A 14,702-nucleotide genomic window follows, 5' to 3' on the forward strand; every position below is an offset into this window, starting at 1 on the left:
GGTCAATATTGTGGCGACCTGCGCGCATATGCGTTTCTACTGTGACCTCTTGACCTGACTATAGCTTCACGGTTTACTGTTTAGGCCCTGACACCATGACAGAGGCTATATAGACAATGGCGATTACTGATGAGGTATTTCTGGAACAGTTTGAGAATCAAACACTGTCACCTGATCTATTTGACCATTATGGCCACCTTCGACTGGCTTGGTTGTATCTCAATCGATATTCATTGGATGAAGCCATAGAGAAAGTGACTGATGGTATTGCTTTATACGCCCGCAGTCTCGGAGCTGGCGATAAGTTTCAACGCACTCTGACTGAGGCGATCGTAAGAATAATGGCTCTTAGAAAAGAGAATGGAAACACGGATACGTTAAGGGCTTACCTCGCAGAAAACAGAGATCTGATTGAAGATATCCGAGCTGTGGTCGGGGCCCACTACAGTAGCGAACGACTTAACTCTGAAGCTGCTAGAACCCGCTTTGTCAGCCCTGACCTTCGACCTTTGGATTCCGTGAGCGTGCCATGACCTACTCCATAGGTGAGTTGGGTAAAGAATTTGGACTATCTCGCAGTACGTTACTTTACTATGACAAGTTGGGTCTGCTGAAACCATCCGGTCGTAGCGACGCCAACTATCGTCAATATACGGAGCGGGATCACCAACGGCTGGCGAAGATCATTACCTATCGAGATACGGGGATGTCATTGCAAGCCATTGGTGAGTTGCTGTCGCAATCCGAACACAATAGCCTGGTAGCGGTGTTGGAGGCTCAAGTCGAGCAGCTCAATCAAGAAATTCAGCGTTTACGTAGGCAACAACAGCTTACCATTGAGCTACTGCAGAGCAGCGGATTCGACCGCCCCGCTCGTTCAATGAATAAACAACAGTGGGTGCAGCTACTGGAATCCGCCGGTATGTCAGATGAAGATATGTGGCAGTGGCATCAGGAATTTGAGTCGCGTATGCCGGAGGCTCATCAGGACTTTTTGGAATCGCTGAATATGTCTGACACAGAAATCAAACAGATCCGCAGACAGTCCAGGCACGACAAGAAGTTCACGGGAAGTTAGCTCAACCTTGAATTGCTGAAGCAGGTGTATAAACTCACTGGCAAACTAACGGGATACGAAGGTGAAGAGGCCCTATGGAAAAACCTCGATTTCACATTTCTCTTCTACATCCTCGCTACAGCTTAACCTGGCTGTTGATTGCAGGCTGGTGGCTGATCGCCCAACTACCCTTTAGGGTGCAGCTAGTGATGGGAAGAGGCCTCGGTTGGTTTATGTACAAATTCGCCAAGCGCCGCTGCCTGATAGCCAGGCGTAATATAGAACTCTGCTTTCCAGAATTGAGCCCGGAACAGCGGGATAAGATGTTGCGCGGCACCATCAATTCTGCCGCAATCGCGCTTTTCGAAACAGGGATTAGTTGGTTTTGGCCCCAAACACGATTGAATAATCTCTTCCAGGTTGAGGGGCTTGATCATCTGGAGAAGCTGGAAGGTCAAGGGGCACTGCTGTTGGGATTGCATTTTACCACCCTTGAGATCGCCGGTGTGGCCATTAATCGGGCGATCTCTATCGATATGATGTATCGGCCCCATAAAAACCCTGTTTATGATTATGTTCAGCGCAGAGGCCGCGAACGCCACAATCCCGAGACTAATGTTATTCCACGCGATGATGTGCGCGGAACGATCCGAGCGCTAAAACGGGGTCGAATAATCTGGTATGCACCGGATCAGGATTATGGCCCCAAACAGAGCATCTTTGCGCCTTTTTTTGGGGTGGAGGCCGCATCGGTTACCGCCACCGTGCGTTTCGCCAAAATGGGCAAGGTACCAGTCATCCCCCTGACCCATACTCGGCTGCCGGGCGGTCAGGGCTACCGAGTCACGGTTCACCCCCCACTGGAGGAATTCCCAAGCGGAGATGATCTTACCGATGTTTGCCGTGTGAATGCCTTTTTCGAAGAGCAAATTCGAAAAAAACCCGAGCAATACCTTTGGGTGCATCGCCGCTTTAAAACCCGCCCACCGGGCGAAAATGATCTATATGGTATACCAAAACGCAAGCGAAAGCGCCGAAAGGCCAGGCAGGTGCAATCGCGGAGCTAGACCAGTAAATAGGTGGCCAGCATGATATTGAGCGCCATCATTACAAAGTCCGTGACGAAAATAAACAGCATAGTACCCTTCAATACCTGCCATACGCCTTCACCTTTGAGGTTTTGCAATGCAATGGGTACGTTGAATGCGAACTGGGTTCCGTGAGCGACGGCAAAGACCCACAGCAGCAACGCTCTTTGCTGGTCGCTCGGGAATACATCCAGATAGATCAGCAACAGGATATTGCAGAGCGCAAACGCCAGATTGAATCCCCCCAGAAATTTCCCGGAGGCAATCAAAGTATCAAAGACCGGCGTCTCTCTATGCTCGGGAGGAACCACCACCTTCGCGAAAATTTTGGAACGAACAGAAAACACGTTAAAGCCCATCAGAAACCAGAGCGCATTAAGTGCCAGTACGGTATACAGCATGATCTTTCCTTAAATTCTAGTGAACAAACTTTGTGGTAGACGCAAACGGCACTGGCCAGGCGGCTTCCAGATTCGTTTTCAGTGTCTTTAGTGCCTTGATGGATGCCGGCTGTACCTGTGAAGCCAGTTTTTTCAACGCGGGCTGCTCCTCGGCCTGTTTGATTACCGGAAAGTATTCCAGAGTTCGGGTTAATAATGTGCCTTCGATGGTTTCCAGCAATTGGTACTGAATGCTTCCGATGACCTTGTCTGACGAGTATTCAACCTTCCAGGCTATTGGCGCCTGTGTTTTGACCACAACATAGCTGAATGTTGTATCCACATGGCCGACAGTGACAACTTCTGAAAATTTTTGTCCAAGTGCCAAAGATCCGCCAGGCGTTTTTGCTGACTTTGAGCTGGGATACCACTCATGCCATTTGTCCGGCTGGGTAATGTATTGGTATACCGTGGTGATTGGGGCATGAATATGAACGTGATTGATGTTTTGTTCGGCGATTGCGGAAAAACTGATGATGATCAGTGGCACCATATATAGTGTTCGCAACAACATAGGGCTCTCCAAAGGGTTTTCAATATTGGCTGATAGTATCCAGACTCGTGCAAAAAAAGACGATTACACGAGTGACCAAAACGTGATACTTTCGGACATTATCGGTTTTTTGGTATTAAGGAAGCAGCGTTGATCAACTGGCAGAGACTGAGAGACACCACCGGTGTCTCGATCCTATTGGAGATAGGATCGGAACTCGGCATGAGTATCGATAGCTGCCTGGCCAGAACCCGGATTGACCCGAATAGGCTGGATGACCCTCTGGCCAGTATTCCTGTATGGCAGGAACTGGCTCTGATTCGCAATATCCAAGCCTTTCGCAGCAGCGACGAACAGCTTGGCCTGATGGTCGCCCGACGCTGCACCGCATCCACGATGGGTATGTTTGGCCAGGCGCTGGCGGCCAGCGACTCCTTACAGCAGGCACGGCAGCTGATGGAGCGCTATGAATTACTCGGTTTGGCTTTTAGCCGCTTTGAGTTTTCAACCACAAAACATCAGTTGTGTATGACGCTGCATGATTTTGAAGTCCCCGCTGATTGCCAGCGCTTTTGTGAGGAACGCGGTCTGGGCGGATGCCTGGTTTTGTTCTCTGACTTGCTGGGCGCGCCAGTGAAGGCGAAAACCGTCAGCATGCGCCTGCCACCGCCGGCAGATGCGGATGTCTACAGCGATTATTTTGGTGTCGATGTTCAATATGAAGCCCAAAGCACGCAAATCACCTTTGACCGAGCCATTGAGCAACAGGTATTACCCAACGCCAATCGAAAAATCCGACTCGCGAGCGAGCGTTACTGCGATGAGGTTATCGCCGCACACGCGTTACCGATGACGTTCGAAGCTCGGGTGCAGGAGCTGCTGCAAAACCACGATCTGGCGCTGGACCTCGAAGAAGTTGCTCAACACCTTGGGATGAGCAGCCGGCAACTGCGCCGCTATCTGACCGGGGAGTCCACTAACTTTCGGCAGATACTGCTGAAATTGAAATTTACTCGCGCTCAGGCACTGCTGGAAGCTGGAATGCCGGTAAGTCAGGTTGCCCTGCAACTCGGTTATACCAGTGCAGCAAGCTTTTCCCGGGCATTCAAGAAACAGACGGGCATTGCCCCCAAGTTTGTCAATAAGACGGGATAAACGAGACTTGCCGGCACAGATGATTAACAGTCTCGTCTACCGTTGGCAGCTGATTTTAAGCCGGTTCTGTCTCCTCGTTAGCCGGCGAAGATTCCTGAATCAAGTCATAGGCATCCCACCTGGGCGTCTCCATCTCTTCGACAAAGCGTTGATAATTCCAGGGCCAACTTGCCGGAATACCTTCGGCGTCCAGGTACCAGCTTTGGCAACCACCGGTGTACCAGATGGTTGTTTTGGCGGCCGCGGTTCGTTCAGCGTCGAACTGCTCCATCGCTGCGCGGGTGACGCAAACCTCGGTACAGTCATCGTTTCTGATCTTGTCCAAGAGCTGGGCTATGTAGTGCCATTGTTTCTCTGCAATATCCACGAGTGAAAAGTTACCCACCGGACCATTGGGACCATTCAACATAAAAAAGTTGGGAAAGTCAGGCATGTTGATCGCCATATAGGCCACCGGTTTTTTCTCCCACAGGGATTCCAGGTCTAATCCATTTCGACCCGTCATCTTGATGGAACGCATAAACTGATCGGTTTTGAACCCGGTTGCCACAGCGATAACATCCAGCTCGTGCAAGGCGCCGTCTTTGGTACGAATACCGCTCTTCTCAATGCATTCGATATCCTCTCTCACCAAGGTGGCACCCGGTTTTTGAATGGCTTGGTAATAGTCAGGAGAGAAGATCAGGCGTTTGCATAAGGGTTCATGATCCGGTCGAAGCTGTTCCCGCAGTTGTGGATCGGTAACGCTTTGCTCCAGATTATCGAAGCATGCCTGCCTCATAAACTGCGCACCATCCGACGTTGGCTGAGTCAGCGCGTGTGTATATCTCTCAACATTTGCGTTGTATTCTTCGACATTCATCTCTGCTTCCAGCAACGCTGGATCGGAGCGAAAGCCCGCTCTCTGTGCCTCGGAGTAATAGCCATTCTCTACCGGCATAATCCACTGCGGATTGCGGACAAAATGCGATACGTTTTCGGCACGCCCTACCAATGCGGAAATAATCTGTACGCCGGTTGATCCCATGCCGATCACGCCCACTCGTTTTCCGTCGAGGGGTACCGAATGATCCCAGCGTGCGGTGTGAAATATCGCCCCTTCAAAGTCATCCATACCGGGAATATTGGGGGTACTGGGGTGGTGCAATACTCCGGTGGCAGCAATAACAATATCGGCCAGGTCCGAGCTGCCGTCGCTCAGCTTCAGATGCCATTGACTGCCTCGAAAAGCGGCCTCCTTCACTTCGCAGTTGAAGCGGATTAATTCACCAACATTGTACTTTTCCACAGCACGTTCGAAGTACGCTTGAATTTCACTGCCCGGAGGCAAGTATCGACTCCAGTCCGGGTTGCGTTCGAACGTATAGGTATAGTGGTGAGAAGGGGTATCGCAGGTCAGACCAGGGTAGGTATTGTCTCGCCAGGTACCGCCGATCCGATTGGCTTTTTCATAGATGCAAACGTTATCGTAGCCATCTTCCTTGAGTTTGATACCGGCCAGGATGCCCGCCATCCCGGCGCCGATAACCACTACCCGCAGTTGTTTGTTGCCCATTACTAAAATCTCCGTCGATCAGCATTTGTGGCTAATCTACTAAAAGACTTTTGAGCCGAGACATCTGTACTGCTTGACCAACAGAACTTTAATGCTCAATTAGCGGTATGGTTTGCACGCCAATCTGAAGGTGAATACCCTGTCCAGCGCCTGAACGCCTGCCTGAATGTGGTGGTATTTCTGAAACCCAGCCGGTTTGCCAACTGCCCGACGGGCAGATCGGTTTGCGCCAGGTAATCGCAGGCGATATCCATCAAGCACTGATCGCGGATCTCGCGGTATGAGGTGTCCTGGTCGGCGAGTTGCCGACGGAAGGTGGAGCTGGGAATATCAACCGTTTTGGCAATTTGCACAAGACTGGGTATTGGTAGCGCCTGATGAACCGAGGCACTAATGAGTGCGGACACTTGTTGCACCAACTCCGACTTGGTGGGCTCGAACACTCCACAGGGGAAGACTTCGAAAAACGCCTGAAAATCACCCGGAGTCACGATGACAGCCTTATCGAGATCCCGCTTGTCGTACTCCAGGAAATTGACGTCGCCCCCCGTTAACACCGACGTATTGAAGAGTTGTAGAAACGGAAGAACGTCCTCACGACTGATCGAGCCGATACAGACTCGCATCGGTTGTACCAAACCATTGACCAGCCAATGGAACAACTGCTTAAAAGCAAACAGTCCGGTAATATCGACAAGATCGGCAGCGACAGTTCTTTCACCACGAACGGAATTTTGTGTGAATTTTACGGTCTCTTCGCCCTTGATAATGTGCAAGTCACCCGCCCTGGGATACAACATACTGGCAAAGTCGCAGACGAGCGCCATGGCTTCGCCTAAAGTAGAAGCAGAAAGCGTGCAGCGACACATCAGCTCTACCTCTTTGCGCGAATTGGGAGCATGGGAGTCGCTGCCTGCAACATGCTGCTCAAGTCGTTGCACCACCTCCAGATAACACTGGGAAAACTCGTGGGGCGACAGGGCGCGGGTAGGCAGATGGAGACTGTCGCCCACGGCTTCAAGCTCGTCTTGCAGTAGCTCCAACACCGGCCCAAAGGGAGTGTCAGCCATAGCGGCAAAGTGAGGTCCTGAATTCATTTCACCCATCCAACCCATCTTGTGAGCACTTTGATTGCCCATTATGAGCAATTTGATGCGGTCTAGCCACAAGAGATCCTTGTAATCTAACAACTCTGGTTAATTTCCGTACACAGAGCAAGCCTAATGATAACGTCAACACCGTGTGCGGCAGGATTTCGAATTGTCTTTGTTTATTGAGGAGCACAAGAGATGGGTACACACCGCCAGCCAAAGGTCGGAATACTTTCATCAACAATAGCCGCCCTTACCTGCTTGCAGGTTTATGCACAAGCATCAGAGCCGGGGCTGACCCTGGAGGAAATCGTGGTGGTTGCCGAGCGGCGCGAGTCGTCCCTGCAGGAGACACCCATCGCCATTTCGGCATTCAATGCCGAAACCCTCAAGGATATGGGGATCAAACGCATCTCTGATGTGACTGGGTTTGCCCCCAATGTGAATATTGAAACGCAGCCGGCGACCTCTTCCGGTTCCAGCATCGTTATTCGCGGTATTACCGAGGGGGAACCCAGCCTGACGGTAGATCCACCCACTGGCGTTTACCTCGATGGCGTCTACTTCGCCCGTTTGGTCGGCAATACCTTTGATGTTGTGGATCTTGAACGCATTGAGGTGCTACGCGGCCCCCAGGGCACCCTATACGGGCGCAATACCACAGCCGGGGCAATCAATCTGGTGCCTAAGAAACCCAGTGGCGAGCTGGGTTTCGTGCAGAAGATCACCCTGGGCAGCCACGACCGGTTTCGATCCTCCACCACCATAGACACCCCCAAAGTGGGCGATGTCAGTGCCAAATTTACCTATATGCACTACCAGCAGGACGGATGGATCGACAACGATACACCTAACGATCTGCGCATTAACGATAATGGTGATGCCGGTGATTTTGGGGAGCGCGACGAAAGTGCCTGGCGCCTGGCCCTGCGCTGGGAGCCCAATGAAAAGACTCTGATTGATTACGCCTACGATCAGTCCCAAATGGATAATATGCCGGCGTTGTTTCAGACACTGGTCACCGACGGCACCGGGCCCGGCCCGGTATTTGGCCCTAACGCGACGGGCGTGCCAAACTTTGGAACAGGTGCCAATGATCTGGGTATCGCGGACCGTGTGTTGCTGGGGGTTTATGCTGCCGCTGGTAATATGCCCGGCGCACAGCTGTGTTCTCTGGATCCCGCCTGCGTGAGTTTTGTCAACGCGCCTAACCCGGCCTTTGGTGGATTACCGCCCTCTGCCGGCATTCTGGCACAGTTGCAGGGTCAGTACGGCGTGGCGGCAAGCAGCGTCACCGATGCGGATGAGTTGTCCGACGGAGGGATTCAGGCCTACGCCCACAACGAACAGTTTGATCTGTCGGGCCACGCGTTGAACATCAGTTATGAGCTCAGCGACAATATCACCTTAAAGTCGATTACCTCCTATCGCGATTTTGAACGTGACCATCGCACAGAATTTGGATCCGCCAATCTCGACCTGCGGACGCTTGGCGGTGGCGTGCTTACCTTATTTGCCGGCGGTCAGCGCGGTGTAACCGGGTCCAAGGGCGAACAGTTTTCGCAAGAGTTGCAGGTTATCGGTGAGTTCGACCGCTGGCGATATGTTGCCGGCGCCTATTATTTTCAGGAGGAAAACCAGGAAACCAGCCAGGAACAAACCCCTTTCTCTTTCGGTGTGTTCGAATCACCGCGTGGCTACACCGCTGACAACAGCGCTTGGGCACTTTATGCGCAGGGCAGTTTCACTCCAAAAATTCTCGATGAGAAGCTGGAAGTCACCCTGGGCTTGCGCTATTCGGAAGACAGCCGGGAAATGTCGATTACTGAAACACCGCTCGGTAGCACAACCCCTATTAGCGCGGACTTTGAAGAGGATTTTGACAATGTCTCCGGCACTCTGATTCTCAACTATGCAGTGACCGATCAAACCAGTGTTTACGCCTCTGTCAGCACCGGCTACAAAACGGGAGGGTATTTGTCGAGAACCTCGATCGCCAATCAACGCCCTTATGATGAAGAAACGCTGATCAATTATGAGTTTGGCTGGAAATCGCAATTGTGGGATAACCGTGTGCGATTGAACGGCGCTGTTTTTCACAGTCTTTATGAAGATAAACAACTGTCGCAATTTGTTCCCACCACCTCGGGCGCCGAGACCATTATTTCCAACGCCGGTGAAGCCGAATACACAGGTGTGGAGATGGAACTGACGGTGTTGCTCACACAAGGTCTGACAACACATTTGAGTTACGGTTATCTGGACGCGCAATACAATCAATACACCTTTTTTGACCCCACTGGACAATTTTGTGGCTCTCCAGGCACAGTTTGCGACGTCCGCGATCGCGGCAACTTCCCGTGGACGTCAAAACACACCGGCTCCGCCAGCTTGGCTTATGAGTTCGAGCCCTTTGGTTTCGGTTCGCTGTCTGCCCGCATTGATGCCTCCTATCGATCGAACTACACCCCCGGCACGATTGAGGGACGTTTTGACGAGTTTGTGGAAACCGGCGATGTCACTCTGGTGAACGGCAGGCTCAGCCTGAAAGATATCCCCCTTTCCCGGGGTGCCATGGAGCTTTCCATATGGGGCAGAAACCTGACGGACAAAGTGTATCCCGCCAACGCCATCTCCGCTTTTGAGGCGGTGGGCTTCGCCGGCTCCGTTATGAATCAGGAGCGCAGCTGGGGGTTGGATTTTATTTACACTTACTGAAAGCCCGTTTCAAAACATAACCATGTAGAGACAGATGTTAAATGAATCAATGGAACAACAAAGTCGCCGTCATTACCGGCGCTGCCAGTGGTATCGGTTCCGGTCTGGCCCGATATGCTGCCAAACAGGGTATGCGAGTTATAGCCGCTGATGTGGACACTCAAGGGCTTGAAGCGCTGGAGAAAGAACTAAAGTCACAAGAACTGTCGATCATCACCACAGTGACCGATGTCTCCGATCCACGGGCCGTTGAAGAGTTAGCGGCGGCGGCTTTTGAGACTTATGGCAAGGTCAACTTTTTATTTAACAACGCCGGTGTACTTGTTGATGGCAAAAGCTGGGAACGCACTGTTAAGGATTGGCAGTGGTGTCTGAATGTGAATGTGATGGGTGTGGTCAATGGCATTCGCAGCTTTGTTCCCAGGATGCTGCAGCAACAAGCGCAAGGCCGTGTTATCAATACATCTTCCATCGGCGGATTGCTGAGGGGTGGCGCGTTTTTGGGCCCTTATCAAGGCACCAAACATTTTATTACCGCCATTACCGAAACGCTTTACAGCGAGCTGTCGCAAGAGAGCGCTCCTGTTACCGCGTCCGTGTTATGCCCTGCAGAGGTAGCAACCGGCATTTGGAATTCGGATCGCCTTCGCTCCGACGAGCAGAGCAATCCATTGGGCAGTGAGGCCGAACAACAGTTTCGCAACCTTATCGCGGAAGGCGTCGCCAAGGGCTTATCGACGGATGAGTTCGCGGCCAGAGTATTTGCCGGTATCGAAGCGGACAAATTCTGGCTGCTGCCACAGCCCGAATTCAAACCGGCATTTCAGCTACGTGCCGAGAGTATTCTGAATGAAAGCAACCCAATGTCGACCGATGAAATGGTTGCGCGCTTGATGAATACTGAGGGGTAAAATCGGTAGAGTCTGGGGATCACCAGACTCTAAACCGCACAATCAATCAGCAATCAAATCGTACTGCTGACGCAGGACTTCGATAATCTCCGCCTTGGGATCAGCGGACAGTTCGATCTTCTGGCCGGTGATTTTCTCGGCAATACCGGTATAGGTCTCAGACACCGCCATCAACGCACTCATGGGCAATTCATTATCGCGGGCCAACGCCGTACGCTCATCCATGCGCTCTTTGTTGAGCAGAATATCCGAGTCTTCAAAGTGGTTAAGCAGAAACTGGCGGAAACCCTCTTTGGAATTCTCAACGATCTTGCCGTCGCGGTAGCTTTCGCCATCCCAAATGCGGGAGGAATCCGGGGTACCCACCTCATCCATATAAATCAGTTTTTCCTGACCGGATTTATCCGTCACAAATCCGAATTCGAACTTGGTATCCACAAAGATCTGGTCGAGCTTTTCCAGCTCGGTGCTGATAACGTTAAAGCCTTCCTTCAGAAGCTTTTCGTAGGTATCAATATCGTCGCGAGAACGGAAGTTAAACGCTTCGAAATTGTCCTCGATATTGGTACGGGTGATGTTCACATCATCGGCTTCGGGCACGCCGGGAATCCCCTTCAGGATACCCTTGGTGGAGGGGGTAATCAGCAGCTCGGGCAGCTTCTGGTCTTTTTGCAGACCATCGGCGATTTCTATACCGCAGAACTCCCGCTCACCCTTGGCGTAGGAGCGCCACATGGAGCCGGTGATGTACTGGCGGCAGATGGCCTCGATCATGACCGGCTTGGCCTTTTGTACAATCCAGACAAAAGGATGTGGAATATCGAGGATATGACTGTCGGCCAAGCCCTGGTCACGAAAGAGCCTGAACCAGTGGTTGGAAATGGCGTTCAGCGCTGCCCCCTTGCCAGGCACCCCCTGGACGCCGCCTTCGCCGGTCCAGATGCAGTCAAACGCTGAGATGCGGTCGCTGATCACCATGATGGCCAGAGGTGCATCCGGGGCAACATCGTAGCCCTTTTCCTCGATCAAACGACGGCTGTCCGCCTCTGTGAGCCAGTAGACTGAACGTACCTTGCCACTGTGAACCGGCTTATCGGTACGGATCGGCAGGTCGTCGTTGACGGCCAATACGGATGCTTTCAGGGCTTGTTGTTCGGGTGTGAGGCTCATGGAGAGGGTCCTGTGTCTGACCTGGAATTCAAGGGGGCGCATTTTAACAGAATGTCGGCCCAGGAATGTAGCTCCACGGGCTCCCAACACTCCCAAAGCCATTGTATAATCTGGCCCCTTTGAATTCGCGAACCCGGCCCGGCGGCAAATAATGCCCTGATTGGGCCCCAACTGCGCCTTTTGACACAGATTGTTGAGACTTATGGACAAAACCTACCAGCCAGCGGCTATCGAAAAAAACTGGTACGAGACCTGGGAGAATAACGGCTACTTCAAGCCTTCCGGCGAGGGTGAGCCTTACTGCATCATGATCCCGCCGCCCAACGTTACGGGCAGCCTGCACATGGGCCACGGCTTCCAGGAATCCATTATGGATGCCTTGATCCGTTACCACCGCATGAAAGGCCACAATACCCTGTGGCAGGTGGGCACCGACCACGCTGGTATCGCCACCCAGATGGTGGTGGAACGCCAGCTGGATGCCGATGGCATCTCTCGCCATGACCTGGGTCGCGACAAGTTTATCGAGAAGGTCTGGGAGTGGAAGGAAGAGTCCGGCGGCACCATTACCCGCCAGCTGCGTCGCCTGGGCGCCAGCCCTGACTGGTCCACCGAACGTTTCACCATGGACGATGGCTTCTATAAAGCCGTGCAGGAAGTATTTATCCGCCTCTATGAAGACGGCCTGATTTACCGAGGCAAGCGCCTGGTGAACTGGGACCCGAAGCTGCACACCGCCGTTTCCGATCTGGAGGTGCTGTCTGAAGAGGAAGACGGCTTCCTGTGGCACTTCCGCTACCCGCTGACTGACGGCTCGGGACATCTGGTGGTCGCCACCACCCGTCCCGAGACCATGCTGGGCGACTCCGCGGTAGCGGTTCACCCGGAAGATGAGCGCTACAAGCACCTGATCGGCAAAACCATCACCCTGCCTCTGGTGGGCCGCGAGATTCCCATTATCGCCGACGACTATGTCGACATGGAGTTCGGAACCGGCTGTGTGAAGATCACCCCGGCGCACGACTTTAACGACTACGAGATGGGCCAGCGCCACGACCTGCCGCTGATTAACGTGTTTAACGACGATGCCCAGATCAACAAGAACGCCCCCGAGAAGTACCAGGGCATGGACCGCTTCGACGCCCGCAAGCTGATCGTCGAGGATTTTGAAGCGCTGGACCTGCTGGAGAAGATCGACGATCACAAACTGAAGGTGCCTCGCGGCGACCGTACCGGTGTGGTGATCGAGCCATACCTGACCGACCAGTGGTACGTTAAGACCCAGCCCCTGGCGGACGAGGCCATCAAGGCCGTTGAGGGTGGTGATATCGAGTTTGTACCCAAGCAGTACGAGAACATGTACTTCTCCTGGATGCGAGACATCCAGGACTGGTGCATCTCCCGCCAGCTGTGGTGGGGCCACCGCATTCCCGCCTGGTACGACGAAGACGGCAATGTCTACGTCGGCCGCAGCGAAGAAGAGGTACGCGAGAACAACAACATCGCCGCCGACGTTGCCCTGAAGCAGGACGACGACGTGCTGGACACCTGGTTCTCCTCCGGTCTTTGGACCTTCGGTACCCTGGGCTGGCCTGAGGAAACCGAGCTGCTGAAGACCTTTAACCCCACCAACGTGCTGGTGACGGGCTTCGATATCATCTTCTTCTGGGTCGCGCGCATGATCATGCTGACCCTGTACTTCCGCAAGCAGGTACCCTTCAGCACCGTCTATGTGCACGGCCTGGTGCGAGACAGCCATGGGCAGAAGATGTCCAAATCCAAGGGTAACGTGCTCGACCCCATCGACCTCATCGATGGCATCGACCTGGAATCCCTGGTGGCCAAGCGCACTGGCGGCATGATGGTGCCGCACCTGCGCCAGAAGATCGAAAAGCAGACCCGCAAGGAGTTCCCGGACGGCCTGGCCGCCTATGGTACCGATGCCCTGCGTTACACCTATTACTCTCTCGCCAGCACCGGTCGCGACATCAAGTTTGATGTGGGTCGTATCGAGGGCTTCCGCAACTTCTGTAACAAGATCTGGAACGCCTCACGTTATGTGTTAATGAACTGCGAGGTTCAGGACGATGAAGGCAATCGCGTCGATGCGCAGGATTGCGGACAGAATGGGTCTGACGATTATGAACTGTCCGTAGCGGATCGCTGGATTGTCTCCAAACTGCAGCAGGCCGAGAAGGCCGTTGCCGAAGGCGTTGAGTCCTACCGCTTCGATCTGGCCTCCCAGGCCCTGTACGACTTTATCTGGAACGAGTACTGCTCCTGGTATCTGGAGCTGTCCAAGCCGATCCTCAACAGCGACGATTTCTCCGCCGCGCAGAAGAAAGGCACTCGCCGCACCATGGTGCGGGTGCTGGAAACCACCCTGCGTCTGGCTCACCCGCTGATGCCCTTTATCACAGAAGAGATCTGGCAGCGGGTTAAAGATCTGGCAGGCGCTGAGGGTGACACCATTATGACTGCGGCGCTGCCCATCTGCGACGACAGCAAGATCGACGAACAGGCCATGACCGACGTGGAATGGCTCAAAGGCGTGATCGAGGGCGTGCGCAACATCCGTGGCGAGATGAACATCTCCCCGGCCAAGAGCATTCCGCTGTTCTTTGCCAACGGCTCCGACAACGATCAGCGCTGCCTGAACGAGAACACCCTGTTCCTGCAGAAGCTGGCCAGCCTCGAATCCGCCACTTGGTTGAATGCCGGTGACGAAGCACCTCTGTCTGCCACTGCGCTGGTTGGTGAAATGGAAATTCTGGTACCCATGGCTGGCCTGATCGATGTGGAAGCGGAAACCGCTCGCCTGAACAAAGAGATCGACAAGATCAAGAAGGACGTGGGCCGCGTTGAGGGCAAACTCAACAATCCCAAGTTTGTCGATAAGGCCCCTGCCGAAGTGGTGCAGAAGGAGAAAGACAAGCTGGCGGATATGCAGTCTGCGTTGGGCAAGCTGGAAGAGCAGATTGGGAAGTTGGCGGAGTTGTAATCCACCGTTTTCCGATCTTCACA

The 14,702-nt window shown here is 53.2% G+C and carries 12 protein-coding genes; 7 read left to right on the plus strand and 5 right to left on the minus strand.

Annotated features, from left to right (window positions below; all coding sequences use genetic code 11):
* Positions 1-116 precede the first annotated feature (116 nt).
* From HBA55_RS19130 to lpxL, 3 genes are all read left to right on the plus strand, one after another.
* Positions 117-533: a hypothetical protein gene (locus HBA55_RS19130; RefSeq protein ID WP_166994742.1), complete on the plus strand. Its 417-nt coding sequence runs from the start codon at positions 117-119 to the stop codon at positions 531-533.
* Entirely contained in the window at positions 530-1,078 is a 549-nt protein-coding gene (locus tag HBA55_RS19135; RefSeq protein ID WP_166994744.1) for a MerR family transcriptional regulator, read from the plus strand. Before HBA55_RS19130 ends, HBA55_RS19135 begins: the two co-directional genes overlap by 4 nt.
* A gap of 74 nt (positions 1,079-1,152) precedes the next feature.
* Complete coding sequence (gene lpxL / locus HBA55_RS19140; RefSeq protein ID WP_166994745.1) at positions 1,153-2,124, plus strand: LpxL/LpxP family Kdo(2)-lipid IV(A) lauroyl/palmitoleoyl acyltransferase; 972 nt, start codon at positions 1,153-1,155, stop codon at positions 2,122-2,124.
* Here the strand turns inward: lpxL and HBA55_RS19145 are convergent.
* Positions 2,121-2,546, minus strand: a complete 426-nt coding sequence (locus tag HBA55_RS19145) for a hypothetical protein (RefSeq protein WP_166994747.1) — start codon at positions 2,544-2,546, stop codon at positions 2,121-2,123. The genes lpxL and HBA55_RS19145 overlap by 4 nt on opposite strands.
* 16 nt (positions 2,547-2,562) lie before the next feature.
* Complete coding sequence (locus tag HBA55_RS19150; RefSeq protein WP_166994749.1) at positions 2,563-3,099, minus strand: SRPBCC family protein; 537 nt, start codon at positions 3,097-3,099, stop codon at positions 2,563-2,565.
* A gap of 201 nt (positions 3,100-3,300) precedes the next feature.
* Between HBA55_RS19150 and HBA55_RS19155 the strand changes: the two genes are divergently transcribed.
* Positions 3,301-4,233, plus strand: coding sequence for an AraC family transcriptional regulator (locus HBA55_RS19155; RefSeq protein ID WP_166994751.1), 933 nt, complete (start codon positions 3,301-3,303; stop codon positions 4,231-4,233).
* Between the two features lie 55 nt (positions 4,234-4,288).
* On the opposite strand, the gene HBA55_RS19160 is transcribed toward HBA55_RS19155, so the two are convergent.
* Entirely contained in the window at positions 4,289-5,788 is a 1,500-nt protein-coding gene (locus HBA55_RS19160; RefSeq protein ID WP_166994753.1) for a flavin-containing monooxygenase, read from the minus strand.
* Positions 5,789-5,883: 95 nt separating this feature from the next.
* Positions 5,884-6,885, minus strand: coding sequence for an AraC family transcriptional regulator (locus HBA55_RS19165; RefSeq protein WP_166994755.1), 1,002 nt, complete (start codon positions 6,883-6,885; stop codon positions 5,884-5,886).
* A gap of 192 nt (positions 6,886-7,077) precedes the next feature.
* On the opposite strand from HBA55_RS19165, the gene HBA55_RS19170 reads away from it, so the two are divergent.
* Both HBA55_RS19170 and HBA55_RS19175 read left to right on the plus strand, forming a co-directional pair.
* Entirely contained in the window at positions 7,078-9,597 is a 2,520-nt protein-coding gene (locus HBA55_RS19170) for a TonB-dependent receptor (RefSeq protein WP_166994757.1), read from the plus strand.
* A 41-nt stretch (positions 9,598-9,638) separates the two neighbouring features.
* Complete coding sequence (locus tag HBA55_RS19175; protein WP_166994759.1) at positions 9,639-10,508, plus strand: SDR family NAD(P)-dependent oxidoreductase; 870 nt, start codon at positions 9,639-9,641, stop codon at positions 10,506-10,508.
* Positions 10,509-10,550: 42 nt separating this feature from the next.
* Here HBA55_RS19175 and HBA55_RS19180 read toward each other — a convergent pair whose 3' ends face one another.
* Positions 10,551-11,678, minus strand: coding sequence for a phosphoribosylaminoimidazolesuccinocarboxamide synthase (locus HBA55_RS19180; protein WP_166994761.1), 1,128 nt, complete (start codon positions 11,676-11,678; stop codon positions 10,551-10,553).
* A 202-nt stretch (positions 11,679-11,880) separates the two neighbouring features.
* Here HBA55_RS19180 and HBA55_RS19185 point away from each other — a divergent pair, with 202 nt between their 5' ends.
* Complete coding sequence (locus tag HBA55_RS19185; protein ID WP_166994763.1) at positions 11,881-14,679, plus strand: valine--tRNA ligase; 2,799 nt, start codon at positions 11,881-11,883, stop codon at positions 14,677-14,679.
* Positions 14,680-14,702: the final 23 nt, after the last annotated feature.

Source organism: Pseudomaricurvus alkylphenolicus, from assembly GCF_011683955.1.
Taxonomy (GTDB): Bacteria; Pseudomonadota; Gammaproteobacteria; order Pseudomonadales; family Cellvibrionaceae; genus Pseudomaricurvus; species Pseudomaricurvus alkylphenolicus.

What these genes read in the sequence shown, in the direction of transcription:
- HBA55_RS19170 (WP_166994757.1), top strand. Translation starts at nt 7,078, where the DNA reads ATGGGTACACACCGCCAGCCAAAGGTCGGAATACTTTCATCAACAATA.
- HBA55_RS19165 (WP_166994755.1), bottom strand. Translation starts at nt 6,885, where the DNA reads ATGAATTCAGGACCTCACTTTGCCGCTATGGCTGACACTCCCTTTGGG.
- HBA55_RS19160 (WP_166994753.1), bottom strand. Translation starts at nt 5,788, where the DNA reads ATGGGCAACAAACAACTGCGGGTAGTGGTTATCGGCGCCGGGATGGCG.
- HBA55_RS19180 (WP_166994761.1), bottom strand. Translation starts at nt 11,678, where the DNA reads ATGAGCCTCACACCCGAACAACAAGCCCTGAAAGCATCCGTATTGGCC.
- HBA55_RS19175 (WP_166994759.1), top strand. Translation starts at nt 9,639, where the DNA reads ATGAATCAATGGAACAACAAAGTCGCCGTCATTACCGGCGCTGCCAGT.
- HBA55_RS19155 (WP_166994751.1), top strand. Translation starts at nt 3,301, where the DNA reads ATGAGTATCGATAGCTGCCTGGCCAGAACCCGGATTGACCCGAATAGG.
- HBA55_RS19185 (WP_166994763.1), top strand. Translation starts at nt 11,881, where the DNA reads ATGGACAAAACCTACCAGCCAGCGGCTATCGAAAAAAACTGGTACGAG.
- HBA55_RS19150 (WP_166994749.1), bottom strand. Translation starts at nt 3,099, where the DNA reads ATGTTGTTGCGAACACTATATATGGTGCCACTGATCATCATCAGTTTT.
- HBA55_RS19145 (WP_166994747.1), bottom strand. Translation starts at nt 2,546, where the DNA reads ATGCTGTATACCGTACTGGCACTTAATGCGCTCTGGTTTCTGATGGGC.
- HBA55_RS19135 (WP_166994744.1), top strand. Translation starts at nt 530, where the DNA reads ATGACCTACTCCATAGGTGAGTTGGGTAAAGAATTTGGACTATCTCGC.
- lpxL (WP_166994745.1), top strand. Translation starts at nt 1,153, where the DNA reads ATGGAAAAACCTCGATTTCACATTTCTCTTCTACATCCTCGCTACAGC.
- HBA55_RS19130 (WP_166994742.1), top strand. Translation starts at nt 117, where the DNA reads ATGGCGATTACTGATGAGGTATTTCTGGAACAGTTTGAGAATCAAACA.